Genomic DNA, 26160 nt, shown 5'->3' on the forward strand with positions numbered 1-26160 from the left:
CGCTCACAGCAGATCCCGCGGCACCCGGCGATGCCAATTCCGCGACACCAACCGCCGATCCCCCTCGTACCCGTCCAGCTGCGCGTCGATCACGAACTCCTCCGGCGTGCAACTCACCCGCGTATACGTCTCCGTCCGCACCAGCCACTCCCCCCGCTCGAACGTCACCGTCCACGACGTCTCCGCCACCGGAGAACAGAAATCGTCCGCCACCCACGAGTAACACTCATGCACATCACGGGTGATCTCCAGATCGATGTCGTCGTACCGGATCGTGCCGGAGTTCTTCACCACGTCCAGCGCGGAGCGGTAGTCGACCAGGTCCCGCGACACCGTCCACTTCTGCTCCGGACGGCTCACCTGCGTGGTCGGCAACGGCGGCGTTCCTTCCGGCTCGCCGAACTCGTCCGGGGCGACCTCGTCCGGTTCGCCGGTCGGCCGCACCGGCAGGGTCAGCGCGCTCGCGCCGGTCCGCACGGTGAGCGTCACCGGTTTCGGCGGCGGCCACGCGAGCGGCCAGTACGAAGTGGACAGTGCGAGCCGGATCCGGTGCCCGGCCGGAAACGCTTGCGCCACCCCGTTCAGTTCAAAGTCCACTGTGTACTCTTCGCCCGGCGCAAGCGGTTCCGGTTCCTCGTGGCCGTCCCGGTGCGTGAGGTTCAGCAGGCCGTACGTCACCCGCGTCGCCCGGCCGTCCGGCGCGACGTCCGACAGCCGCGCGGCCACCATCGCCACGGGCTGGTCCGCCGAGACCCGCAGCCGTACCCGAGGCGCACCAAGGATTTCGCACCGCTCGACAAGCACGTCCGTGTCGAACACGAGCGAACCGCCGTCCTCCTCGCGCTGGTCGTACGGCAGATCCGGCGGCGCGCTGTACGACGCCCATTTCCCGGCGAACTGCCCCACCGACAACGGCGACGCGACACTCAGCGACTCCTCGGCCACCGACTCGCCGGGTTGAGCGAGCCGATGCGGCGCGAGGGCGTACTCCGTCGGCCGGACGTGCGGCGAAGGCCATTCCGCCTCCCCGACCCAGCGTCCGGGACGGTCCTCATAGGACGTCGACGGCGGCACGCTCTCCTGCATCCACGTGCGCAGGACCGGGCCGTCCATGACGCCGTTGTCGACGTCCTTCAGCCAGTGGTCCCACCAGCGCAGGACTTCCTGCAGGTAACCGATCGCGGGGCCGGGTTCGCCGAGGTGCGGGTACTTGTGCGACCACGGCCCGATCAGCCCGCGGCACGGCACGTCGAGATGCGCCAGCAGCCGGGTGACCGCGTTGGAATAGCCGTCGGCCCAGCCGCTGGACGCGAGCACCGGGCACTGCACCCCGGAGTAGTCCTCGGAAACCGAAGCGTGCCGCCAGTAGCTGTCGCGGCGCTGATGCCGCAGCCACTGTTCGGCCCACAGGCTGCAGTTTTCCAGCCGTTCCCGCCACATGTCGCGCCAGCGGTCCCCCACCAGCGCCGGGTCGGGCGGCATCGTCGCCTCGCCGAACATCGTCCCGGACTCGGCGATGTTGTCCGACAGCAGGCAGCCGCCCATGTAGTGCATGTCGTCGGCGAACCGGTCGTCGGTGAACGAGGAGATGACGATCGCGCCGAGGCTCGGCGGTTTCCGCGCCGCGGCCTGCAGCGCGGCGAACCCGCCCCAGGAAATGCCCATCATGCCGGTGCGCCCGTCGCACCACGGCCGGTCGGCGAGCCAGGCGAGCACGTCCTCGGCGTCCTGTTGTTCCTGTTCCAGATACTCGTCCGCGAGCACGCCCTCGGATTCCCCGGAGCCGCGCAGGTCGACGCGCACGCAGGCGTAGCCGTGCCCGGCCAGGTAGGGATGGTGGATCGAGTCGCGGACGGAGGTCAAGTCTCGCTTGCGGTACGGGATGTACTCGACGATCCCCGGCACAGGCAGCGATTCCGATCCGGCGGGCCGCCAGATCCGCGCCGCCAGCCGGGTGCCGTCCGAAACCGGGATCCGGACGTCCTCGTCCTCCATGATCTCGTACGGCAGCGAGGGAAGAGCGCGCGTGATCATGCCTGCCGGGTACCCGGCCCGGCGCGCCCGAAACGGGGTTGCCCGCGGCGGGAAAACGGGTACCCGGTGCGCATGATCAGCATGAAAGCCCAGCTGTATCAGGCGTACCTGCGCGCGACGCGGCAGAAAGCCTTTTACGACAACGCCCGCGTGCTGCACCAGCGCCTGCACCGCCACCAGCGGCCGTCGCAAGCCCGGCCGCCGAGGAAGCTGCGCAAGCACTACGACCTCGAACACCGCGAGGTGCACGGCTTCGCGTGCTGGACCGTGCGGCCGCGCGCGAAGGCCGGGCTGCATGTCTTCCACCTGCACGGCGGCGGTTACGTCGAGGAAATCGAATCACACCACTGGGAATTCGCCGCCGACCTGGTGCGCCGGCTCGGCTGCACGGTCACGCTGCCGATCTACCCGCTCGTCCCGCGGCACAGCAACGCCGAGACGATTCCCATGGTGCAGGCCGCGTTCGAGCAGACACTCGGTGCGGAGCCGGCGGAAAACACCGTCCTGTCCGGGGATTCCGCCGGCGCCGCGCTCGCACTGGCGGTCGCGCAGCGGCTCCGGGAGGAGGGCCGCCCGCAGCCGAAACAGACGATCCTGATCTCGCCGTGGCTGGACGTGACCCTGGAAGACCCGATTTCGGTCGTCCTGGACGAACACGACCCGATGCTCGGCATCACCGGCCTGCGCGAGGCGGGCGAGATGTACGCCGAAGGCACCGACCGGCACGATCCGCGGATCAGCCCGCTGTACGCGGACCTGACCGGACTCGGCCCGTTCAGCCTGTTCATCGGCACCCGCGACGTCCTCCTCCCGGACGCCCGCCGCTTCGCTTCCCGCGCCCGCGACGCCGGGATCGACGTCGACTATGCCGAATACCCCGGCATGTTCCACAACTGGCTCATGCAGCAGATTCCCGAAGGCCGCCAGGCGCGGAACCACATCGAGCGCATCCTCCGTCGGTAGGGTCTCTCCGGCGGCAGCACCGGCCCGCGCGGACCTCGCCGGACTCGACCCGTTCCGCCTGCCCACCGGCACCCTGCCGCGAGGCTCACTCCGGCGGCAGCGGCACGCCGCGACGACTCGTCCGGTAGTCGTCGCGGCTTGCCACCGTCCCGTCCTCCGCCCGGACAATGTGGACAGACCGCCGAGCCTTCGCCATATGCCGCCCCGTCTTCACCGCTTCCGCGCGGGACTTCGACGTGTTCGCCGCCCGCACGTGCCCCACCACGCGGTTCTTCCACAGCGAGCCCTCATACAGCGTCTCGACGTCCCCGTCCACCCGCTGCCCTCCTGTTCAGTCCTCGAACTCGAAGCGCAGCCGTTCCTCGCACTTCGCGTACTTCGCCTCGAGTTCGTCCTCGGTGTCCGCGCCGATGATCAGTTCCGCCAGCTCGAAGGAGTAGCTGTCCTGCTCCGGCAGTTCCGACAGCCGCTGGCCTTCCTCCGGCGTGATCGAGATCGTCGTGCCGCCGAGTTCCTGACACAGGGCGGCGATCTCGTCCTGCGTCGGGATCCGCGTGACGACCGCGTCGCCGTCGAAGCGGCGCAGGTAGCAGCGCCCGGCGATGTGGTACTGTCCGCGGCCGCGCGGGAACTGCGGGTCCTGGCCGAGTCCCAGCCGGAGCATGATTTCGTGGTTGGCCACGCCGTCGACCAGCTCGAACAGCTCCGCGTGCGACTGCGAGTGCCGCGGGTTGATCTCCAGCAGGCACACCTGGCCGGACTGCCGGTCGCAGAAGAACTCGATGCTGAACGTGCCGTTCTCGAAACCGACCTGGCGCATCACGCGCTCGGCGATGTCGAACATCCGCCGGACGGTCTCGTCCGGCAGCTGCGACGGGTACTGATGTCGCAAAAACGAAGACCGGCCAGGGAAATCGACCGAATCCAGCGCGGCGTAGAGACGCACCTCGCCCTTCCAGACGTACCCCTCGACCGCCGCCTGCACCCCGTGCAGTTCGGATTCGGCCAGGCACGCGGCCCCGCCGACCTCGGCGATTTCCGGCGGGAGATCGACCTGGCGCAACACGTCCTCGAACGGGTCCCCGACCCGTCCGACACCCTCCCGCAGTTCCTCGACGGCTTCCGCGAAGCCCTGCATGTCCCGCACGTGAAACGCCAGTTCCGACGAGAACCCCTTGACCGGCTTCAGCCACATCGGGAAGTCCACCCCGGACGGCGGCCGCGGCTCCCCGTCCAGGTCGACGATGCCGAACGGCGGCAGTTCGTCGATCACCTTCCGCTGTTCGAGCCTGCTCCAGTACTTGTGCTCGCATTTGAGCACCGCGGGGAGCGGCACGTGCGGGAGGCCGCGTTCCTCGCACAGCAGCGGCGCCATGGTGGCGGCCGGGAAGTCCCAATAGGTCACGATCGCGGCGGGTTCGCCGTCGAAATCGTCCAGCTGCTGGCGGGCCTTCTTCATCAGGTCCGGGAAGTCGATCTCGCCGTGCTGCAGCTCGTCCGGGCTGAGCAACGGGCGGAACCGCAGCCCGGCCGCGGACGGGAGTCTTTTCAGGATGCGCTCGTTCTCCTCGTCAAGACCGAGCACGAACACGTCGTCAGTCATGGTTCAGCTCTTCCGTCCCGTCAGCGCGTCGCGGATCTTGTCGACGAACGCCGCTCCCGGCGCGAGGACCAGGTTCGCAGGCGGCTTGCTCGGCGCGTGCGGATGCGGCCTGGTCGGCGCGATCTTCTTCGCCGCCAGCACCCGCTCGCCCAGCTGGTCCAGCTCCTCGGCCGAACACGCCTCGCGCAGCCGCGGGAGCAGGTCGTTCTCCTCGTCCCTGATGTGGTGGCGGACGTCGGCGATGAGCTTGCCGAGCAGCTCCTCGTACTCCGGTTCGCCGGGGTTCTTACGCTCGAGCCGCTTCATCACTTTTTCGGCCTCGGCGTGCTCCTCGATCTCGTGGTCGGCGATCTCGTCGCCGTTGTCGAGGTGCTTGCGCGCGGCCGGGTACATGAGCTGCTCTTCGGCGACCGAATGCCGGACCAGCTCGGCGATCACGTGGTCGACCACGTCTTTCCGGTTCCCCGCCTCGGGTTCGCTCTCGAGCTCGGCGAACACCCGCTCGACGTCGCGGTGGTCGTCGGTGATCACGGTGATCAGGTCGGTTCGGGTGGGTGCGGCCATGCTGCCTCCTCGGGTGTCGGGAACCCACCGGTTACCCGTTGCGCCGCCGAACAACCACCGAACCATCCAGCAGAGGCACAGAAAGACCGTGTCCTCCTGGCAGACGGCCTGGCACCTTACACTGCCGAATCCCCCGACACGCGAGCCGCCAAAGCCCGCTGTCTCGTCAGCTTCGGCTAGCCCGACCGAAGGTGTTCCGGCATCACGATCCCCAACAAGATAGCCGGGATCATTGCCGCAAAACGTCAGAAAGGCTGCGGGCGCAGACTCACGGACAGTTCCGAGCAGTCAGCACGGTTGCGTTGTCAGACAGGTTCTTCGGTCGGTGACGCGACGTCGAACAACCGTGGCTCGGCCGCTTCCGCTTCGGCCGCGCCGACAGCCGCGCGCACGGCCTGCCATAGCACGGAGTTCCCGCCGAGGCACCTGATCCCTTCCTGGTCATCAGCTTCGCCAACGGCTGCGACCGTAACCAGTCCAGCTTTGCGCAACGCAACGAACACGTCCCGCGGCAGCTCGGGCTCGGCCCACTTCGCGATCGGCACATGACCGGCAATCACGCCGAACTCGATTTGCGCCGGAAGGATGTCGGGAAGGTCGCCGAACCTCTCGCCCGGCACGACGCACTCCGCGATCTCGATGACCGCGCCTGTCACTCCCGCCGCCCGGCGCATAGCCTGGATGACCGGGCCAGGATCATTTCGCCTTTGCTGTGGCAACGTTGCTTGGAGAGCACGTTCGATGTCAGGCAAACCGCTTCCCCGAATCCACAGAACCGACGCTATCGCGCGTCTGGCAGCCGCGTGCGCCCGCTCGGCGGGAAGAGAGAAAAGCCGCTGGACTATCGTGGCCGGCGCGCCTGCAGCTGCCAGCCAGGCACGCATCTCCTCAACGGCGGCCGGCCGGCCTCTGGAGGAGACCGCGAATCGGACGTCCTGAAGTTCTTCGGCGAGCTGCGCCGCGCACAACAACGCCGGCCTCTTGACCTCGCCGGCGGGCACCTCCCGGAGCGCATCGGCGATTGCGGTCACCGATGCGGTGGAGATCCCGCTCCGAACGACTATCTCGCCCAGCCGGCTCAGCACGAGAGCGTCCGCGCTCCGCCGGACGAAACCGCGATCGACGAGATGCGAAACCACCTGCTGCACGCGCGTCGGCGGAAACACCTCCGCTCGACCCGCCATGCGCCCCTGGCGGTACGCAAGCGTACGGCGGAGGAAGTCCACCACCGCGTCCTCGTCGGCGTGACCGTGTTCTGCAGTCTCTGCCGCAAGCGCAGTGACCACGAGCGTCGCGAGGTCGATCCGGGCGTCGAGAAGGACAGATCGGCCTGGCTCGGGCGAGGCTCGCACATACCGCCGGAGTTTTTCTTCGGAGTCGGCGCCGCCTTCGGTCAGGATGACCGCTCGCCCTTCGCCCGAGCCGTGCCCGGCCCGTCCCGCTCGGCCTGCCATGTTCTTGTACTCGGCCACCGAGTAGGCGACATCCGTCGGATGTTTCAGCTCGTTGATCAGGACGACGTCGGCGGGCAGGTTCAAGCCTTGCGCCAGCGTCGTGGTCGCGACGACTACCCGGATAGCGCTGTCCCGGCGACGAAACGAAGTTTCGATCACCCGGCGCTGCGCGTCGGACAGATCCGCGAGGTGAAACGCCACGCCACCGCTCAGGCACTGCACAAGATGATCGTGCAAGACCCCGGCATCGCCGCGAGGCAGCGCAGCGATCTCTTCGTCCGCAGGCAGCGATGACGCCGTTCGAGCCAATCGTGCCGCCGTCGACCGCACGCTCTCCCGGGTGCCGCGGAAGACAATCACTTGACGCCTCTCGGCCACCAACGCGGAGACAACGCTGATCAGCAGTTCCTCGCGGGACTCGGACACCGGCGGATCCAGCCACGCTGGTTCGTCCACATCGGACACGACGCCGGCAGCGACCCGGCTGCCCCGCAGTCGGCCGTCTGGCCCGAGAACTCCCTCCACGAGCGGCGTCGCCCGGTAGGTGCTCACCACCGGTGTCACGCCCAGCCAGTCGGCGAGGCCCTCCGGGTCGCCGAGCACAGCGGACAATCCGATCAGCTGCGGCGACGTGCTCCCGCTCCGGCGTGCCCGCAACCGCGTGAAGAAGGCCTCCAGCCCGGGGCCTCGATTCGGATCGAAAAGCGCGTGGATCTCGTCGACGACCACGAGCCCGACCCGGGACAGAAGCCCCGGGTCGGCGGCCACCAGACCGGTGAACTTCTCGTAGGTCAGCACGGCGAAGTCGTACTTGCCCCGGACGAATTGTGGAAGATGGTCGCGCAGGTCCCCGGTCGCCCGGATCACGGCGACCCCGCGCGATCCGTACTGATCCCGGAACCGGTCGTATTGCTCATTGACCAGCGCCCGGGTAGGTAAAAGGAAAACTGTCCGCTTCCCCGCGTGCTTGGCGGCTATCCCGGCCATCTCGCCGACCAGCGTTTTGCCGCTTCCGGTCGGCGCGCTCACCAATGCCGATTCGCCGCGGAGGATCCCAGCGGCGTTGACGGCGGCGAGCTGCACTTCGTTGAGCATGCCGACCTGGTCCCGCCACAGCTCGATGAACGGGGCGGAGATTCCGTGCGATTCGAGCGAGGACAACGCGGGAGCAGCACGCCGCGGGGCTACTCCCCCGAGCTCCTCGTACTGCTCTCCTGGAGTGAAGACCGGCAGGTAGGCGTCACCGATCGACCCTTCGAACCCGGCATTCTGCCGGACGCCGAGGATACCGTTCCGATGTGACACCACTCCCTGCAGCACGCGGTCCACCAGCTTGAGCACCGAGACTCGGTCGCCGTCCGCGGTCCCGTGCCGGCCCAGCAACGCTTCGAGGAAATGATGCGTCAGCACGCCGTGCCCGAATTCTGCTTTTTCATAGGCACGCTCGTCCGCTCCGGACGCGGCCAGGATGACCTTTCCGCGCCCACGGACGAGATCCATCCGATCCTGGCCGCCCGAGGTCCGAGCGACCCACTCGTCCGGGGGCAGCCGGAGCGACTTGGGCTGGTGCCCGACGGCCGTCGCGTCGGTGAGGCGCTCGTTCCACGCACCGCCGGAGAAGCAGCAGTCGAGCACCACGATCAGCAAGCGGGCCGGGATTCGGTCGACCAGCCGGGCGAACTCCGCGAGCGGCACCGCGGTCTCGGCGAGGCGTTCCCCGTCGGCATCGTGAGTGGCAAGTTCGCGCGTCGGAGTGCCGTGTCCGGAGAAGGAGACGAGCACGACGTCCGAGTCCGTCGACTCGCGTGCCAACCGTCCCATTTCTGTCCACATTCTGGCCTTCGTCGCCTCGGCGTCGGTCACTAGCGTGGCACTGTCGTCACCGAAGGTGTCGCGGAACAGCGCGTACAGCACCTCCGCATCCCGGCGGGCGAAACGCAGCTCGCCGAATGCGGGGTCGCGGTAGTGGTCGAGGCCGATGAACAAGCCGCGGAAAGAGGGTGCCTCGACCATCCGGGTTTCCTCCTGGCTTCCGGCCTGAAAGCATGCTGGCGATCTGCGGGCGACTCACGATAGCGTGCGGACTGACTGCGGAATCGGCGAGGCGCCCCGTCCGGTTCCAGGTCAGGGGAGGACAAGGAAATGACGAGTTCGGCCGAAAATCGGGAACCCAGCAATGCTCGAACATTGGTTCGAATTCATTCATGGGAAGTTCGCGGGATCACGCACAGATGCCCGGAGCGGATCGCCAGAGGGTCGGCGCGGACCGCAGCCAGACCGTCGGCGATGTCCTCGGTGAAGACAGTGCTCGACTTCGTCGAATTCGACCAGCTTCCACTCGACGCCGCGCTGCGGAAGTGGAACCGGAGAGCCGAGCCCGCTCCGGAGCTCGCCCGCTGGACTGAGCACGCGGTGGATCAAGCGCTCGCTGCGAATGCGTCGTTGGCGGCCGAGTCGAGCACAGAAGCCGGCGTGCTGGAGCCCGTGTCCCGAGAGTGGGCGCGGCAACACCGGTTCCCGGATGGCTTGGTCTACGAGGAGACCGTGACCGGTCGGCGGTACGAGGGCGCGGGGATCCGGGAACTGCGCATCCTCCGCGCGAAGGTGCACAAGCTGCCGGACGACGAGCTCGCGCTCCGGAAAAACGAACTGGAGGTCGCCTTCGCGGCCGGTGTCCTCGCCGGTGCCAGCGAGGTTCTCGGCAACAGGTGGAACTCCCAGAAGCCGTACACCCTCTCGCGGTTCACCGCACCGGACCGGATCAGGATCGTGGAGATCGGCTGCGAAAACGGAGTTCTTCAACCCCTCTTCGACGGTTCCCGGGAAGAAGCACTGCATCACTACCGGCAACACGCCGCAGACGAAGTGACCGCGCTTGCCGCGGGCGGCGTCTATCGACCCGGCCGCGACTGCACCAGTTGCTCGCTCCTGGGCGACTGCCCCGCCGTGCCGGTCGTGCCCGGGATTCTGGGCGTCTCAGCGGATTCGGGGAGGACGCGCCGGCAATGGTCTGTGACCGATGGCAGAGAACACGCAAAATGTCCTGCGCGCACTCGATTCAGCGAGCTGCGCTTTCCCCGGGACCAAGCAGCTGAGGACAATGACGAAGCCCGGCGCGGACGCGACGTGCACAAATGGCTCGAGGAACAGCACAGTCGGGTCCCCCGGCGGAAATGCGGGGCCGCGGAGGTTCCCGACGACCCCAGGCAATGGGCAGCGGAATGGGCGGGCCCTGACGGCTTTCAAGCCCGCCTGGCGATCCAGATGATCGGCGACCACGCTGTGGTCTGCCCGCTCGCGGGACTGCCCCCTGACGCCCAGGTGCGCAGCGAGCGGACTGTAGCGGTTTCCGACCCTGAAGCCGGCGCGCTGATCGTGGCCAAAACCGATCTGCTCTACCACGACGGCATGGGCTGGACACTCCGCGAAACGAAAACCGCCCGATCTCCGCACCAGGGCAATTTGTTCGGAAAGTACCCGCAACTGGCTTTGGCTGTCTGTCTCTCCGCGGCCGGATTCCTCACCGACGCCGGCGTGCGGCTGCGTGTCGAACTGGAAGAATTGACCGGCCGCGGTCCGGTGCTGACCGAACTCGACGTGACCGCCCCGGTCGTCCTCGCGGCTGCCCGCGCAGAGCTGGCAAAACTCGCGACGCCGATGTTCGACGGATCCGATCCGCACGCGCGCCCCGGAAATGCCTGCCGGGACTGCGGTTTCGCCCGTTGGTGCCCGTCGGCTCGCAAGCAGCTTGCATGAACGGCACGACGCACGACCACCAGTTCGACCCCTTGCCGCCTTGGCGCGCAGTCGTCGCTGCCGCGGTGCGTGCGGCTTACGCTTGGTCGAAGCGGCACGAACAGCCTGGGGCAATGCGCGAGGCTGCGAGGATGACCGGCGTGTTGATGGCCGCGCACGGGCCAGGAAGAGGCCCCTCGACTCCCTCGGAACTCGCCAAGGCTCTGCACCGTCGCCTCGGCGACCTCCCCTTTCTCCAGGATTGCCCGGAAGCAGAAGCAGCCGAGATGATTCTGCTGGAGAACGGCCAACTCACCGCAGCCGTCTACGATCTGGCCTGCGAGTACTCGGCACCGCTCGGAGAAACGATCGGGCGGGCCGCGTGGTTGCCGACCTGGACTCGGATGAGGGCCGACCAGATTCGGCAGGAAGCTTATGCGGCGATGACTGCGACCGGACGGCAGGAAGACTATGTGGCTTCCCGGAAGTTTCTCATCGAACATCCGGCCGGGCAGTTTGACGCACTGCGGGAGCAGCTGAGCAGCGAAGGCGCGAAGCTCGCTCCGTACGGATACGAAAAAATTCCGGAAGACCAGCTGCACCGGGACCGAAACAGCGAGGCGTGGTGGTTCCCCTGCCCGGTGTGCCGATGGCCGATGGCCGTTGCCGCCGACCGCGTGCGATGCCGGTACCGGCCGCATTCCGCGTCGTACCGGATCAGGCGGAAGCCTGTCGGCACCAGGCCTGTGCTCGATCGCATCGACACCGGCCCTCGCATTGCGACTCCGAAGGCCGCGCCCGCGGCTGGCGCCCGTTGCGTCAACGCCGGAGTCTGGCGCTTCGTAGTGGTTCCAGGGGCGGCAGAACTGCGTCTGTACCGAGTACTCGACAAACCAGGGATCGACGTGGAGCTGTGGCCGGAAGCCGACAGCTACGACCTTCACGTCAAGGTCGGCGAGCACGAGTACCGGGCGGATCTCAAGGAGTACCAATCGATCGGGCGGCTTGTCGATCATCTCGCGGCGACCCGCCCCACCGCCGAGGTCGTGCTTCCGGTCACCCACGAGCACCAGCTGAGCGCTCTGGAGAGAGCCGTGCTGCCCGGCGTGCGCGTCACCACCGAGACGAGATTTCGAACCAGGATCCTCAATCTCCGCAGGAGGGCGAACGGGTGACTGAGCGAGGCGCTCCGGGGCAGGCCCGCGTAGGGCCGCACTTGTTCAAGGCCGCAGTCGGGCTCGCCGCCAGGCTGTTTCCTCATGAAACCGGCGACGGCGCAGCGGCAGCCGCGCGCGCCGACATCCTGTATTTGCTCGACGGCCACATCACCGCTTGGGCAGGCTGGGACCATCTCGACGACTCAGACCGGCTCCGCATCGCCAGGCTGCTCAAGCGACGCACCAACGACTACGCCAACGCACACCGGGCGGGAGAGTCGCTCGACCGCATGCTCGCTGCCGGAGAGATCAGCGGTTGCAAACGCGGCGACGACGGGATCGTCCTCCTCGACCCCGGCATGCCTCTGGCCGCATTCGTCGACGATGCTCTCGGCGAGCTCGACAAGCTCTTCGCAGCGCGGCCCCGCAGCCTTCGTCCGGCACCGCCTGGCCACTACACCTCGACGGTGCGCGTGCCCCTCTCGGCTTCCCGGGACAGGTACACCAATTTCCGTTTCGACCTGTTGCCGCACCACCGGGACAAGGGACGGCCGATGCCGGTCGTCGTCGATGCACCGGCAGCCGACCGGATCACCGTGCCGTTCGCTGAACTCAAGAAACTGGCCAAGGAGCTCGATGGCAGCCCGAATGTCGCGGGCAGTCACCGCACCGAGGTCGTTGAGCGTTTCGAACGATCGGTTCGCTCTGGGCCTGGATCAGAGGCGGTTTCCTGCCTCGAGCTCACCGCGGGGTCGATCAATGAACTCCTTGCCTACACCGGTTTCGGGAAGTCGGTGGTGCTCATCGAGGTTTTCGCATGCTGGGCCATCGGTGCGGGCTGCGTGGTCGCATTCGTGCTGCCGACCAGTTCCGACGTCGTCAAAGCCGCACACCAGATCGAGACAGCCGCGACTGCCCTCCAGAAGGAGGGTGAAGTAGTCGCCCTGACGTCGCCGCGTTCCCGGATCGACGTGGCCGAGACGGTCACCGCGCACCCGGATGGCAGGGGACCGGACCGCGACTGGGTGTGGGATCGATTCGGCTACGGATGCGCGCTCGCCGCCGTTGCCACGAGCTCGGAGGCAGTCGACTCGTGGGTACCGGGAAGGGAACCCTGTGCGTCGCTTCACGATCCGCGTCCCGATGCGATCACCAAGACGTACGCCTGCCCGTGGCGTGCCAGCTGCGGCCGTTTCAGCGCCTCGCGAGCCGCCTGCACCGCAGACGTCATCGTGACGTCGCACGCCAACCTGCTGCTCGGCGTTCTCCAGACACCCGTCGACGACGGGTACGGCGGCAACGACCGGCTGAGCGTGGAGGAATTGCTGCTGCGCCGGTGCCAGATCGTGGTGATCGACGAGGTCGACGAGTTCCAGCAACAAGCCATCGAACACTCCGGCCGGGGCTTGGTCTTGGACGAAGCGAGGCAGACCGCCACGCCGCTGCGACGGCTCGACACAGATTTCGCTGGGGTGCACGGAGCGCTTCACGACGAAGTGGACGCAAACGTGCGCGACGCATTCTTCGGGCTGCGATACCTGTCCGAGAACTACGTCAGCCATCTGACCTACCAGCGGCTCGGGGCCGCCCGGCCTCGCAAAGGCAAGCGCAAGTACGGGCCCGGGCGCGCGTGGATCGTGCCTCGTCGGCACGACAGCTGGCTCATGGAAAAGCTCTTCGCGACCGACGCAGCGAACATCACCGAGGAGCAACAGACAGCCTTCACAACCTTGTTCCCTGGCGAGCCGGAACCGTCCAGCGACGCGCCTGCCAAGTTCAAGGCGGCCCGTCGCCAACTCGATCGCCTGATCGGTAGCGGCACCGCAGGAGCCGCGATCGCCGATGCGCGGAACGCCGCCCTCGCACTGGTGACGCAGTTGTCCGCGGACGACCAGCGCGAGTTTGCCGACTGGGTCATCCGCCGCACCATGCTGGAACGCCTTCGTCTGTTCTTGCACCGGCTGATGTCGAACAACTCGCAACTCGTCGATGCGGGGGTCGAGTCGGCGCAAGCCGTCGCGGACGCGCTCGGCACCTACGGTCGGTGGCGAGCGACTCCGACCGGTCCTCTGGGCCGTCTCGTGTTCGCATTCACCGAGCACTTCGACGACACGGGCGTTCAGCCTGCCAAGCTCTCGACTGCCGCGTTCGGCGGCGACCCGCACACCTATGTCGTCACGCTCGGCGATCTCACCGCCCTCGCGCACGCGGGCACGCGCCGGATCGTCTTGGGCCTCTCGGCGACGTCGTATTTCCCCCGGGCTCCGCGTCACCATCTCCACACGAGGCCGAAGTGGTGGGTGCGGGACGACTCCTCCGCGCGCGTCAGCGTCCACGCGGCGATCGTGCCCGGCCCTGCCCAGACACCGGTGCGGATTTCCGGCGTGGAGGGGCCGGCGAGATCGGCCGCCGTGCGACAGATTTCCGCCGGCCTCTGGACCAGCTATCTCAGCGCCGAGTTCGACCGGCTCGACAGGGAGGATCCGGATCGGCGCCGGGTGCTTCTCGCGACCACGTCCTACGCGGCAGCGCGCGAAGTCGCCGAAGGGCTGGCGGAGGCAGGCGTCAACCCTCCGAGGATCTGCCTCGCCATCCCGCCGCGCAGCGAACTCGCCGACGGCCGGCTCTGGCAGGAACTGCATGCCGATCGGTTGGAGAAATTTCCGAGCCTGCCTGACGCCGACATCCTGATTGCACCGCTGGCCCGAGTGGAGCGCGGCGTCAACATCATCGGCGCCGGCTCGCGGTCGGCCCTCGGCTCGGTCTGGCTGATCGTGCGCCCCGTGCCGGTGATCGACGAACCTGCCGAACTCGTCGCGCACATCCAAGCTGCCGCGCTCGCCGACCATCCGGGCCCTTCTACGACTCCGGTCAAGCTGATGGAAGACCGGCGCAGCACGGCGGGCATGTTCCTCGACAAGATCGTCCACTGCCTCCCGTACTTCCAAGCGCAACCGGAACGGGTCAAGCTCGCGGTGACCGCGGAGATGATCGTAGGAGCCATCCAGCTCGTCGGGAGAGCCCGGCGGGGCGGGACACCGGCTGTTCTGCATCTGGTGGACGGCGCCTTCCATGACAATCGCGGGTCGGGGTTCGCCTCGCTCGTCACCCGGCTCGAACGCGCCTGGACGCCGGACCAACGCCGCTGGATGACCGAGTTCTACGGCGACACGCTTCAGGCGTTTCTCGACTACGCGGCAAAGAACGTCCGATGAGGAGTGCCCTGTGCTGACCACCCTGGCCTACCGCATACCGCGCAGACACGTCGACGAACTCCTCGGCACGGTGACCGCCTATCCGCTCACTTCGGAGTTCGTGGCAGCCTGGAATACATTGCCCGGCGACCGGCCGACCTACGGTGCGCTGGCAGCGGGTCTGGTCGCTGCCACGGGCAAACCCGTTCGGCTGTTCGGCGAGCGCAAGCTTCGCGGCCACGACGCCGAGGCCGGTGCCAAAGCCCTGCTGCTGACACCCGATGATGCGTTGGACAGCCGTCTCCGCATCGCGGTCCGCGCATGGGAACGCCATGTGCGCAACGGTGCGGGCCCCGTTCTGGCCGGGCTCATCCCCGAGCCGGAATCGTCCCGCCCTTTCAGCGATTTTCTGGAGCTGCGGCAGGGACATGCGCCAGAAGCACCGCCGTGGGTCTTCCGCGTGGCAGCTTGGCAGGCTGCGCGTTTCCTCGCCGCTGCGCCTCTCGATCTAGGCTCCGCCCGGTCGATCCAGCTGCGAATGGACACTGCCGGCAGGCTTGTCGCGTGGCACCGCGACGACCTGATCAAGAGCCCGGACGGTACTGCGTGGTCGATGGCCAACGTGACAGTTCGGCTGGCCACCCGGCCGGGTCTCGAAGACCTCGTCCTCGCCTTCGACGCGCACCTCTCCCGGCTGGACCCGGACCTGAGGTATTTCCGGGCAGCATGGGTCGAACGCGACACCGGGGAGGCACCGATCCCCTACCTGCCGGTCACCGGGCACTGGGAGCAGGAGAACGGCGGGCGACGTTGGATCCGCCATTTCGACCCGGCGATAGCCGCGATCCTCGCCGAGTGCGAGCTGGCGCCCCTGGAAGTGCCACAGCCCGGCGGCGAGTGGCTGGCTCAGTTCAGGCCGAAGCTGCGAGCAGCGAACTTCCATGCCTTGGGCAGCGGCCTCGGCCCGCGGTTCATGGCGCGTCTGCACGAGCACATCACCGGCCAGTTGCCCTTGCTGACGCCGCTCGCCTATGAGCCCGATCCGGCGATCAAGTTGCCGCCACGCGTGAAAAAGTACCCCCCGGAAGGCATAACTGCGGCCGCAGTCGGACCGACCGGGGCCAAGAAACTCGTCATCGCCTGCCTCTACCGCACGACCGATGCCAGAGACCGGATGTTCGACGAACTGGAGAAGCTCACCGGCGTCCGTCCGCGAGGCGGCGACACGCCGACCGCGGTGCACGAGCGCTTCGAGATCGCGGCCCGGTACTGCCCGAAGCTGCTCGACCATTCGACGCCCAATCGTGCCGAGGCGCTCGACGAACTAGGTCTGCCCTCCGACCCCGAAACCCTTGTCGCCGCATGGGTGGAGACCGAGTATCTCGCCCATCGCGAGTACGAAAAGCCAGCTCTGGACGCGAAACCGCACTTGCGCCGGCTGTTCGCGCACCGCGGGATCCCCACTCAGTTCCTGGCGACAGAACCGGCTGTGCTGCCCAAAGGGGCGCGGGCAAGCACGACCTCGACCAAACAGCACGCCGCCAGAGCCGCGCTGCGGGATCTGTTGCGCTCCGCCGGCGTGCTCGACGAACGCATGCGGACCGCGATCGCGCGACCCGATCTGGAGGTCCGGCTGACACACAGAAACCTGCTGGTCGGCATCAGCGCCAGAACACAGAAGACCGGAGCGGGTCCCGCCGCGCTGGTTCTGGTCCTCACCGCCGTCCTTGCCGACCCGGACCATCTTGAGCACTGGCGGGTGTTGGCTTACAGCGAGAAGCAACGCAAGTGGGTGCGCGCTGCCGACGGCGTCACCGATTTCCATGCCGGCACTATCGGCTCGCTTGGCCTCGGAAGGTACGGAGACAAGGCAACAGCGACTCGTGACGAGGTCGAACGCCGGCTTCAGATGCTGGTAGCCGACGACCTCGCAGCGGTTCCGGTCGTCGTGTTCGTGGACGCTCAGGCGACCCGGTCGGTCTGGCCCGGCCTGCTCAACGCACAGGCAGGAGAGGCCGAGCTGCCTGGCGACACGCTGCGGGCCCGCGGCGCGAAAGTCTCCGTTGTCCGCTCCCATTCGGACATGGGGGACCTCGGCCGGCCGGTCACTCGCGAAAACGAAGGGCAACCTCTCGCGGACAAAGGACAGCCCGCTGCCCCGGGCAGGAAAGTCTATCGGCTGAAAGAAACCAGCGTTCCCTCCTGGCTGCTGGCCGGAACATCGATAACCCTCGCCGGGCCGTTCGGCCGGATCGGCACGAAATACACTCGTTGGACACTCCCCCACGACCAGCAAAAAGAACTGGGCACGGCATGGCATGCCTACACCGCGCGAGAATTCGCGGTCGTCCACGCCGGCGGCCGGGATCCGGCCGAACTGGCCGCGCTCGCCGCCCGGCTGTGCGAGCAGCCGATCGCCTGGGACGGGCGCACCCTCGCCCCAGGCCCCCTGCACCTCAGCCTCGCCGCGGATCGCGACCACCCGGAGCACCGCTCCTCCGAAGAGGAGGACTAGCTGAGGCTCCAGGTCCGCCGCTCGGTGCTGCGCATGACCAGCAGCAGATTCGCGACGCACTCCGGTGCGTAGTCCGCGATGCGGTAGTAGTCGTTGGGTCCAGGGCCGAGAAACAGCGGGATCTCGTATTCCGACCTCCCCGGCAACACGACCGGAAGCACATAAGGCCGCCACTCCGGGTTACGCTGGTGGAGCGTGCGAAGCGCATCGAACTCGGCTCTCAGGCCGGGATGCTTTTCAAGCGCGGCGTCGCCGTCGCCCACGGCCCGGCACATAGGCGAAGCGATGACGAGCACGAAATCCCGGTTCCGAAGATTCCGATACGCCCAGTGCCCCCAGTCTTTACGCCGAACGTCTGCGTATTGGTCGATGTGAACGTCGATTCCTTCGGCAAGCAAGACGTCGGCAAACCGCCGCACGTTCTCCTTGTGCTCCGCGTCGTCATGCGCATAGCAGATGAAGGCAGATGGTTCTCCGGGGTCAAAGGCCCTCCGCCCGTCGGGCACGGCCGGGGTCAGCGGCGGCTTGAACTGCTCGTCACGCAATGTCAAGTCGAAGCGAACCGGCTCCTGCACCGGCCAATAAGGCGAATCGGCACCGGCTTGCAGATCAAAGCGAGCGGAGAGGGTGATGGGCAGGCGCTCGCAGCCGTCAGGGACCACCAGCGCCAGCCATCCGGACCTGGAGCCCGGTTCGATTCCGTCGCGATGCTCGGACGCGTGCCGCCACCGGACCGACGAGCCGGGCACCCCGTGGCGGTAGACCGCGCCGTTCGTTTCGCTTAGGTGCACCTGTCCCGACTTGCCCGCCGGAGCGAACTCGAGATAACGAGTGAGGTCGTACGCAGCGGCAGGTCGCGGAACCCGCGAAGTGCGGGGCACAGCGTCCACAACGGTCGCTGATGCGTCCTCGCCGAACTCTAGCCCCAATTCGTACCATCGAATCGGTGGCAGATCCTGCTCAAGCTCCAGTTCGTAGCTGACCTTCACGAGGTAGACAGCCGCCCCGGCGAAATCGTCCGCGGCTTTTTTGACCGGATGGATCTGCCACGGGAGAAGACGCAGCGCGCCAATAGCGGCTTCCTCCGGAGCTGTGTCGATCCTCCGTCCGCTGTCCTCGACTACTGCGAGTTTGACCGCGATGTTCCTGTCCGTCATGTGCTGAGGTTCCTCCCAAACCTTCGCGATCGCGCCGTTGGCAGACTACTGTCGGCCCGTACAGCAGCTAATGACCGCCACGCTGCCGATACGCTTCCGCCCGACTCTGCCATGCGAGCCGACCGCTCATCGCTAGCGCAGCCCGCGGATCAGCCGGGTCGTGAACACCGTCGGCTGTCGGCCGCGAGAACTCAGTCTTCGGTCTGCGGTAAGAACTCGTTGCCCGTTTCCGCGCATTGAGGTCATTCGGTGTCAGGTCGGCAGAGCAGCGCGTCCGTCTACTGGCCGCGTTAGGTGACAACTTCGGACCGCGCCCGGTCGTCCGCGACCACTACCCGCCGAAGCAGCGAAACCAGCGTCTCGCGCTCCTTCTCGGACAGTTCGGAAAGAAGCACGTCCTGCGAACGCCTGGCCTCCTCCTTCAACACCCCCGCCAGCGCCTTCCCATCCTCCGTGAGGGCGACTCGCTGGCGGCGGCGGTCCTCCGGGTCCCGTTCGCGCCCGACCAGCTCGCGACACTCCAGCTCGTCCAGGTAGCCCACCAGATGACTCCGGTTGAGACCCAGCCGGTCGGCGAGCGCGTGCTGGGCCAGCGGCCCGAAGTCGGAAAGCCCGGCCAGCACGGCGAAGTGCGGCAGCCGCAGGCTCTGCGTCTCGAGCGCGGCGGCCAGTTCCCGGCGGCCGATCCGCGCGACGTGCCCGGCCAGGTACGACGGCAGCGCGAGCAGAGTCGGCGGGCGCAGTTCGTCCATGCCGGGATCCTACCCGCTGGACACCAATCGTTCCGTCAGGTAATCATGTCTCCATGACACTATTTCCCAGCGCCGGCCAGGCGTCCCATGGCTGACTACGGCCACGACCTCCAGTTCGGCGTCGTCCTCCTGCCCGAAACCGCCGACCCCAGTGCGGTGACGAAGCTCGCCGAAGCCGCCGACAGGGCCGGGCTCGACCTGCTCAGCGTTCCCGACCACCCGTACCGCCCAGATCTTCTCGACGCATGGACGGTCCTGAGCGTCGTCGTGGCGCGCACTGAGCGGCTGCGCGTGTTCCCCAATGTCGCCAACCTGCCGCTCCGCCCGCCTGCAGTGCTCGCCCGCTCCGTGGCGAGCCTCGACCTGCTCAGCGGCGGCCGCACCGAACTCGCTCTCGGTACCGGCGCGTACTGGGACGACATCGCCGCACAGGGCGGTCCGCGGTACACCCCCGGCGAAGCTTTCGACGCACTCGCGGAAGCAATCGAGGTCATCCGTGCATTGTGGACACCCGGGCCGCCGGCCCACGTCTCCGGTGCCCATCATCGCCTCGCCGGCACGCCGCCAGGCCCGTTTCCTGCGCACCGGATGGAAACCTGGCTCGGCGCGCTCGGCCCCCGGATGCTGCGCCTGATCGGCCGCACCGCGGACGGCTGGCTGCCGAGCATGACCCGCATCCCGCCGGACCGTCTGCCCGCCGCGAACGCGCTCATCGACGAGGCCGCCCGCAAGGCGGGCCGCTCCCCCGGCGAAATCCGGCGACTGTACAACCTGCCGGGGATTCCGTCGGGCAGCACCGGCGAATGGGCCGACCAGCTCGCCGACCTCACACTCACGCACGGGATGAGCGCTTTCCTCTTGTCCGCGGACTCCGCCGACGCCATCCGGCTGTTCGCGCGCGAGGTCGCGCCGCAGGTCCGCGAGCTGGTAGCGGTCCGCCGTCAGTCAGTCGCAGCCGCTGGCGGCAATGGCCAACGAACACGTGGACCATGCTTTTAACCAATTAACCAGACCGGCTTCGTTAGAGAGGCGAGCGGCAAAGCCGAATATTCGTTTTTGGTTCGTTCATCGTTCCCGCTCGCCGTGGGCTGCAGAATAAACAACTCAAGAAGACGGGTTTCGGAGCTTCTGCCGCCGAAACGCATGCCGAGGAGGACCGATGGCCCCATCCTGCCGAACCTGCGAGAACAGCGGCTCGCGAACGGACGGCCTAGCGTGAGGTTCCGCCGCGACTGCTTCCGCTCGGCACGCGGCTGGTGGCTCCTGACTTCTTCCGCGATGTCCGGCTTGATCGCCGGGGGCATCGGCGTGTTGTGGATTCCCGGTGCCGCAGCGGCCTCGATAGGCTCAACGGTCGCGGTCGCCGTGTTCACGGCGACGAGCAGCCGCGGAAAGAAGGTGCTCGAACGACAGGCCGCTCGCCGTGAAACCCTGCCGAGCACGTTGATCGCAATCGGGCCCGACCGGCGACCGCGCAAGATTCGAGAGCTCGACGACCCGATCGCGCTGAGGGTCCACCCCGCCGAGGCACTCGTCCACGACATGGCCGGCACGCGAGTGCTCGATCGCACCCCGCCCTATATCCGGCGCGACCTGCACGACGAACTCAGCGCCAAGATCCGGCGGGGCCGCTTCGTGCTCGTCGTCGGCGAATCGACCGCAGGAAAGACTCGCATGGTCTACGAGGCCGCACGCGCCACCTGCCCAGATCACACGCTGCTCGCCCCTGCGAACCGCGAGGCCTTGGCCGACGTCGCCGAGGCCGTCGCGGATACGCCCCGCTGCGTGTTGTGGCTGGACGATCTTGAACGCTTCATGGGCGCGGGCGGGTTGACACCGAATCTTCTCGACAGAATCTTGAGCCACCGCCGGGAGGACGCCGTCATCACAGCGACGATGCGCAGTCCGGAATTCGACCGCTACAGCGCTCGCGAAGAAGGATCTGTACCCGATCACGAACTCGACGCGTGGAGGGACGCCCGCGACATCCTTCGGCTCGCCGACGTGGTGGAACTGTCCCGCCGCTGGACGGCTGAAGAACTCGCACGCGCCCGTGCCTACGACAACGACCCGCGCATCCGCGCAGCATTGCCGAACGTCGGAAAGTTCGGGCTGGCGGAGGTTCTCGCGGCAGGACCCGAGCTCGTGCGCAACTGGCACACCGGATGGGCACCAGGCGCGCACCCGCGTGGAGCCGCCCTAGTAGCCGCTGCGGTCGATTGCCGACGAGCCGGCGTAGACGAACCAGTCCCCCTGGACCTCCTGATCGAACTCAGTCGAAGCCGCTTGAACGATCGCGGCGGCGAGCTGCTGCGCCCCGAGCCGCTCGACGAAGCGCTCGTCTGGGCGACGCGAACCAGTCACGGAGCGAGCAGCCTGCTTCTTCCCGCCGAACAACCCGATCATTACATCGCGTTCGACTATCTGGTGGACTTGCCGGACTTCGACCTCGCCCCGCTAGCTACTTGGCGCATTCTCCTCGCAAGAGCGGATCCCCACCAGGCTTTCCGCATCGGCGAAGCAGCAGCACGAACCTTCCAGCACAGCATTGCCGCGGAAGCTTTTCACAAAGCAGCCGAAAGCGGAATCCACGAAGCCGACATAGCAGCGGAGTTCTACGCCGCCTACGGCGATCAGATGAAAACCAACAATCGACTTGAGAAAATCGTCGATGACAGACTCGACCGACTCGGCCGACTGCACCCGGAAACTCTCAGCGCCCGACTCAAGCTCACGGAGAGCATCACCGACTCGCCACACTCCGCGGAAGCGCTGAAAATATTTCCCGAGCTGATCAATGATTTACTTCGCACGGTAGGCGAGCGACACCCGGACACGATCAACGCCAGCCGGTTGCACGCTTACGCGATCGGAGTTTGCGGAGACCCCCAGACCGCCATCGAGCTTCTCCGTAAGACGCTTCCCCTGCACCAAGAAGTCTTCGGCGAGGAACATATGTCAACTCTGCTCACTCGCCATTACTTGGCGTTTTTCGTCGCCGAAGACGATCCGAGCGGCGCACTGGAGATGCTGGACGACATTCAAGACAGGTACACCCGTGCGTACGGTGAGAACAGTCCTCGCGTTTTACAAATACGAGACCTGCGCGGAGGAGTGCTCCGCCGGACCGGAGCGGCCGCCGAGAGCACACTATCCTATCTCAGGAGCCTCCGCGAGGACCGAATAAGAATTATTGGCAGCGACCACGCGCACACCATGGTAAATACTTTCAACATAGTGAGCGTTCTTCTTTCAATGAACCGGAAACAAGAAGCGAAATCGGCCCTGGACGAGCTGTTGAGCGAATGGATGGGCGACAGTCCCAGCCCGGAAAAGATTCAGCGAGTCGCGGTCCGGCTCACCGGACTTCGCAGCGAAGGAAGCAGCAGAAGTCTGCCTTCCAGGCGCTACGAAGCGCTCAAATCCCTGCAGATCCTGTCCGTTCTGCGCGGCTGCGACGACGCACTGACGAAGCAAGTCGGTTTACTCAATTCTCGTTCTGGCATTTTGCCGGGCCGTCCGAAATAGCTCCGCTGGCCCGCGACCCGCGGACGGCAACCAGACCGCGGCCAACACGCCCGGGCCTGCCGGGGGATCCTGGAAGCGCGCGCACCCCGCGGTGCACAGCCGCACCGTCCGTGACAATCACCCCAACTCAGACCCGACCCGCAACCGGGCCTCCGAACCCGCCAGAACCAGTCGCACGCCGTGGTACGGCTCTGTCGGCCCCCAACACCAGTCTGGGCTCCGAACACACCTCCCCGCGGAACCGGCGAGTGAGAACTTAATCGCACTGCCCAGCAGACTCAGCACCACCCGCTGCAGGACGCCCTAGTCGGTAAAAGACAGACGACTCGCTGCCCTCCCGCATCGGACGTGTGCCTCCGCGCGCGACTCGACGCCAGGCAGACTGCATATCGGACCATCATGTGTACGCGATCTCGTAGGGATGCGGTGTGCCAGGCGGCAGCCGTGAAACACGCTGCCCGAAATGTGAAGACGCCACGGAGCTCCTGGGCAGTCCCAGCGGGGGGATACCGTGAGTGCCTGGTCGCGCGCTCTGTCCCCGCAGGCATGACCGACTTCATAAACGGCAAGTTCACCGATGACCAGCGCCGCATCCTGGCTTACGCCAAGCAGCACAGAAGCGGTTGACTGGGCTCTTACTCGGCCTCGACGACTCGCCTGCAGCCGACCAGCTGCAGCAGCGGGCCGCCGAAGACGAACTCAAGTCATCCTCGGCAACCCTGCCGCGGGGACAGCGTGCTCGGGGACGGGGCACCCGCAGGGGCGGACCTGATCCGTCCCCTGCGGGCCGTTAGACAGCCGCCACCTTCCCGCTCAGCAAATGCCCCGCCCCCGGCACCTCCGGCCGCACCCCCAGTTCGCTGAGGATCCGGAACGTCGTGGCCGTGGCCGCCGACAGCACCGGGATCCCCACCGCGTCCTGGACCGGCTGGATCGACGGCAGCGAAGGCATCTGCACGCACGCCGACAGCACCAGCGCGTCCGCCCGGGACAGGTCCAGTTTCCGGTAGTGCGCCAGCAGATCCGCCGGGTCCAGCCGCGCCACCGCCAGGTTGTCCGGCACCTCCAGCGAGAGCGAGTCGACCACCTCGACGCCCGCGTCCTCCAGGTACTCGACAACAGCCTGCGTCAGCGGCTTCAGGTACGGCGTCACGATCGCGACCCGCTTCGCCTCCAGCGCGGCGATCCCGGACAGCAGCGCGCCCGCCGACGAGACCACCGGCGCGTCCGAGCCTTCCGCGCGCAACGCCGAGGCGATCGAATCCTCAGCGGTGCAGTGATAACCCGGCCCCTGCGCCATGATCGCGACCAGGCAGGCAGTCGCGACGACGTCCGGTCGCGCGTCGGCCAGTTCAGTCGCCGCGCGCTCCGCTTGGGCGTTCATCGCGCGCAACTGCTCCGGCGTCACGTGCTGCATCCGCGCGCGGGCGGAGTGGAAGACGAACCGGTCCTCCGGGTACCGCTCCTCGCGGGCACGCAGCATCCGCGGCAGCTCGGTTTCCATCGTCAGGTTGGAGCTCGGGACGATCATCCCGATGTGGTGGTCGGTCATCGCTTCGCCGCCGGGCGCATGTCCTTCACGGTCAGCTCGCCCGCGTCGACGATCAGCTCGTCGTCGAGGTACAGGCTGTTGCCGCGCATCGGGATGTCGAAGTGGCACGCCGTGTCGTTCGGGCCGCCGAGTTCGTTGTTCGGGCCGATCGAGAACATCACGTTGCCGTAGAAGCTGCGCAGCTCCATGCCCATGCCGCCGGGGAACTGGGTCAGGCCGTGCCAGTGCGCCCGCTCGTCGAGGCCCCAGCCGACGTGCGACATGCCGTAGCCGCGCGGGTCGTGGAAGGACTCGATGTAGCTGCGCAGCAGGTCGGCGTCGAGGCCGGACGAGCCCGCGCCGCCGCGGATGTCCTGGATGAAGCCCTTTTCGATGGTCAGCTCGACCGGCGTCTGCACGTAGGTGTTGAACGGCAGCAGCACGTCGCCGGGCGCGAGCACGATCTTGCCGTCCACGCCGTCGTCGGAACCGCCGGTGAACACGAACGCCGCGGGCCAGTGGTCCCAGCGGCCGGGCTGGTCGGTGTAGCCGTACTCGCTCATCGTCGGGTACACGCCCAGCTGGTAGGTGACGTCCGTGCCGTGCGGGCTGGTGATCCGCATGGTCTTGGCCTTGGCCAGCAGTTCCGCGCCGATCTCGACGCGCTCGCGCAGTTCCTTCGTCGGCATCAGCCGGGCCAGCAGCTCCGGCGGCTCGACCGCGGTGAGGATCCGGGTCCCGGCGGCCTGGATCGCGAACTGCTCCTCGCTGAACAGCAGGAACGTGCAGTCCACGACCATGTCCGCGGCCTTCAGCGCGTCCACCGCGAGCGGCAGCTGGTCAAGACCGGACTGCCCGACCGCCCACGCGCCGGACGCGTTCGCCGGCGACGGCAGCCGCATGTGATAGGTCGCCGCGCCGAGCTGCTGGGCCGCCCAGAGGAAGGCGTCCGCGTACTCGGCGCGCTCGGCGCCGCGGGTCAGCACGACGACCGTCTCGCCCTCGTGCACGCCGGAAAAAGTCAGCTGGCGCAAGCAGATGTCGTTGAACAGGTTCTGGTCCATGGCGACCTCCTTGATTGTCCGAATACGGATTATCCGAGTACGAAAAACACGCCGGGGTCAGCGGGCGAGCAGGTCTTTCAATGCCGAGCGCAGCGCCTGCAGGGCGGGCCGCGGTTCGTCCCAGAAGATCATGTGCCCGGCGTTTTCGACGCCGGCGAGCGGATGCTTCGATTTCTCCAGCACCGCGACGTCCGCTGCGGTCACCACCGGGCTGTCCGCGCCGTACAACAGCACGGCGGGTCCCGGAAGATTTTCCCACAGCGGAAGGAATTCCTCGGATTCGAAACCCGCGTGCGTCGCCGCGATGGCCGCCCGAGAGCACGACGCCAGCCAGCGGGCGCGCAGTTCCTGTTCCCGGCGCGGCCAGCGCGGCCACGAGGCGGCGACCTCGTCCGCGCTGGTCCCCCGCTGCGCTTGGTCCAATTGGGACTCGAAGACCGCCAGCGAGGTCGGGTACGGGCGGCCGGGACCGCTCATCGGCGGGTCGGCGAGGACGGTGCCGGCGATCCCGTCGGACAGCGCGGCTTTGGCCGCGATCCGCGCGCCCATCGAGTGGCCGAACAACAGCGGCGCGGACAGGTTCAGCTGGTCGACGACCGCTTCGACGTCGGCAGCGTACGCGTCGAGGGCATAGCTCGACCCGTCGTCGGACAGGCCGCGGCCGCGGACGTCGAGCACCAGCGGACGGACGAGGTCGGTCAGCTCGCGCGCGACGAAGTCCATGGTGATCGCCGGGCTGGTGATCCCGGGCAGCACCACGAGCGGGACGCCGTCGGCGGGGCCGTAGTCGAGGACGTGCAGCCGGACGGAACCGGACCGCACCCAGACGCTGGCTGCCGGGACGTCCGCCAGGTCGGCGAGTGCGGGCTGGGTCAGCACCCGGTCGGAAACAGAGGACATGCGGGAACT

At 67.4% G+C, this 26160-nt stretch carries 17 protein-coding genes; 7 read left to right on the forward strand and 10 right to left on the reverse strand.

From position 1 onward, the window contains the following. Positions 1-3 precede the first annotated feature (3 nt). Positions 4-2034 carry a CocE/NonD family hydrolase gene (locus EIZ44_RS22760; protein ID WP_134731089.1) on the reverse strand — a complete coding sequence of 677 codons (2031 nt, stop codon included), beginning with the start codon at positions 2032-2034 and terminating at the stop codon, positions 4-6. Positions 2035-2106: 72 nt separating this feature from the next. Between EIZ44_RS22760 and EIZ44_RS22765 the strand changes: the two genes are divergently transcribed. Next, positions 2107-2997, forward strand: coding sequence for an alpha/beta hydrolase fold domain-containing protein (locus EIZ44_RS22765; protein WP_134731091.1), 891 nt, complete (start codon positions 2107-2109; stop codon positions 2995-2997). A gap of 85 nt (positions 2998-3082) precedes the next feature. On the opposite strand, the gene EIZ44_RS22770 is transcribed toward EIZ44_RS22765, so the two are convergent. The 4 genes from EIZ44_RS22770 to EIZ44_RS22785 form a co-directional block, all read right to left on the reverse strand. Next, on the reverse strand, positions 3083-3313 hold the full coding sequence (locus EIZ44_RS22770) for a DUF2188 domain-containing protein (RefSeq protein ID WP_037813164.1): 231 nt from the start codon (positions 3311-3313) through the stop codon (positions 3083-3085). A 15-nt stretch (positions 3314-3328) separates the two neighbouring features. After that, complete coding sequence (locus EIZ44_RS22775) at positions 3329-4600, reverse strand: ATP-grasp domain-containing protein (RefSeq protein ID WP_134731093.1); 1272 nt, start codon at positions 4598-4600, stop codon at positions 3329-3331. Positions 4601-4603: 3 nt separating this feature from the next. Beyond that, on the reverse strand, positions 4604-5164 hold the full coding sequence (locus EIZ44_RS22780; protein WP_134731095.1) for a hemerythrin domain-containing protein: 561 nt from the start codon (positions 5162-5164) through the stop codon (positions 4604-4606). A gap of 305 nt (positions 5165-5469) precedes the next feature. Beyond that, entirely contained in the window at positions 5470-8631 is a 3162-nt protein-coding gene (locus tag EIZ44_RS22785; RefSeq protein WP_134731097.1) for a DEAD/DEAH box helicase, read from the reverse strand. A gap of 591 nt (positions 8632-9222) precedes the next feature. Between EIZ44_RS22785 and EIZ44_RS22790 the strand changes: the two genes are divergently transcribed. The 4 genes from EIZ44_RS22790 to EIZ44_RS22805 are packed head-to-tail and all read left to right on the forward strand — an operon-like array spanning position 9223 to position 17219. Then, positions 9223-10374, forward strand: coding sequence for a PD-(D/E)XK nuclease family protein (locus tag EIZ44_RS22790; RefSeq protein ID WP_167754246.1), 1152 nt, complete (start codon positions 9223-9225; stop codon positions 10372-10374). Then, a complete protein-coding gene (locus EIZ44_RS22795; protein ID WP_134731101.1) occupies positions 10371-11528 on the forward strand; it encodes a pPIWI_RE_Y domain-containing protein in 1158 nt (385 codons plus the stop codon). The genes EIZ44_RS22790 and EIZ44_RS22795 overlap by 4 nt, the downstream gene beginning before the upstream one ends. Positions 11529-11569: 41 nt before the next feature. Beyond that, positions 11570-14725 (forward strand): hypothetical protein, encoded by a 3156-nt coding sequence (locus EIZ44_RS22800; RefSeq protein ID WP_134731103.1) that lies wholly within the window; start codon positions 11570-11572, stop codon positions 14723-14725. A 10-nt stretch (positions 14726-14735) separates the two neighbouring features. Beyond that, entirely contained in the window at positions 14736-17219 is a 2484-nt protein-coding gene (locus tag EIZ44_RS22805; RefSeq protein WP_134731105.1) for an RNaseH domain-containing protein, read from the forward strand. On the opposite strand, the gene EIZ44_RS22810 is transcribed toward EIZ44_RS22805, so the two are convergent. After that, a complete protein-coding gene (locus EIZ44_RS22810) occupies positions 17216-18376 on the reverse strand; it encodes a toll/interleukin-1 receptor domain-containing protein (protein ID WP_134731108.1) in 1161 nt (386 codons plus the stop codon). The two genes, EIZ44_RS22805 and EIZ44_RS22810, sit on opposite strands and share 4 nt — an antisense overlap. Positions 18377-18666: 290 nt before the next feature. Then, positions 18667-19128: a MarR family winged helix-turn-helix transcriptional regulator gene (locus EIZ44_RS22815; RefSeq protein ID WP_134731110.1), complete on the reverse strand. Its 462-nt coding sequence runs from the start codon at positions 19126-19128 to the stop codon at positions 18667-18669. 87 nt (positions 19129-19215) lie between these two features. Between EIZ44_RS22815 and EIZ44_RS22820 the strand changes: the two genes are divergently transcribed. Then, positions 19216-20127, forward strand: coding sequence for an LLM class flavin-dependent oxidoreductase (locus EIZ44_RS22820; RefSeq protein ID WP_134731112.1), 912 nt, complete (start codon positions 19216-19218; stop codon positions 20125-20127). A 216-nt stretch (positions 20128-20343) separates the two neighbouring features. Beyond that, on the forward strand, positions 20344-22656 hold the full coding sequence (locus EIZ44_RS22825; protein WP_167754247.1) for a hypothetical protein: 2313 nt from the start codon (positions 20344-20346) through the stop codon (positions 22654-22656). A 790-nt stretch (positions 22657-23446) separates the two neighbouring features. Here EIZ44_RS22825 and EIZ44_RS22830 read toward each other — a convergent pair. From EIZ44_RS22830 to EIZ44_RS22840, 3 genes are read right to left on the reverse strand one after another with little or no spacing between them, the layout of a single operon-like run. Next, positions 23447-24208, reverse strand: coding sequence for a maleate cis-trans isomerase family protein (locus tag EIZ44_RS22830; RefSeq protein WP_134731116.1), 762 nt, complete (start codon positions 24206-24208; stop codon positions 23447-23449). Beyond that, positions 24205-25251: a 2,5-dihydroxypyridine 5,6-dioxygenase NicX family protein gene (locus EIZ44_RS22835; protein WP_037813170.1), complete on the reverse strand. Its 1047-nt coding sequence runs from the start codon at positions 25249-25251 to the stop codon at positions 24205-24207. Before EIZ44_RS22835 ends, EIZ44_RS22830 begins: the two co-directional genes overlap by 4 nt. Positions 25252-25308: 57 nt before the next feature. Beyond that, entirely contained in the window at positions 25309-26151 is an 843-nt protein-coding gene (locus EIZ44_RS22840; RefSeq protein ID WP_134731118.1) for an alpha/beta fold hydrolase, read from the reverse strand. Positions 26152-26160: the final 9 nt, after the last annotated feature.

The sequence above is a fragment of the Amycolatopsis nivea genome, assembly GCF_004522235.1.
Lineage (GTDB): Bacteria > Actinomycetota > Actinomycetes > Mycobacteriales > Pseudonocardiaceae > Amycolatopsis > Amycolatopsis nivea.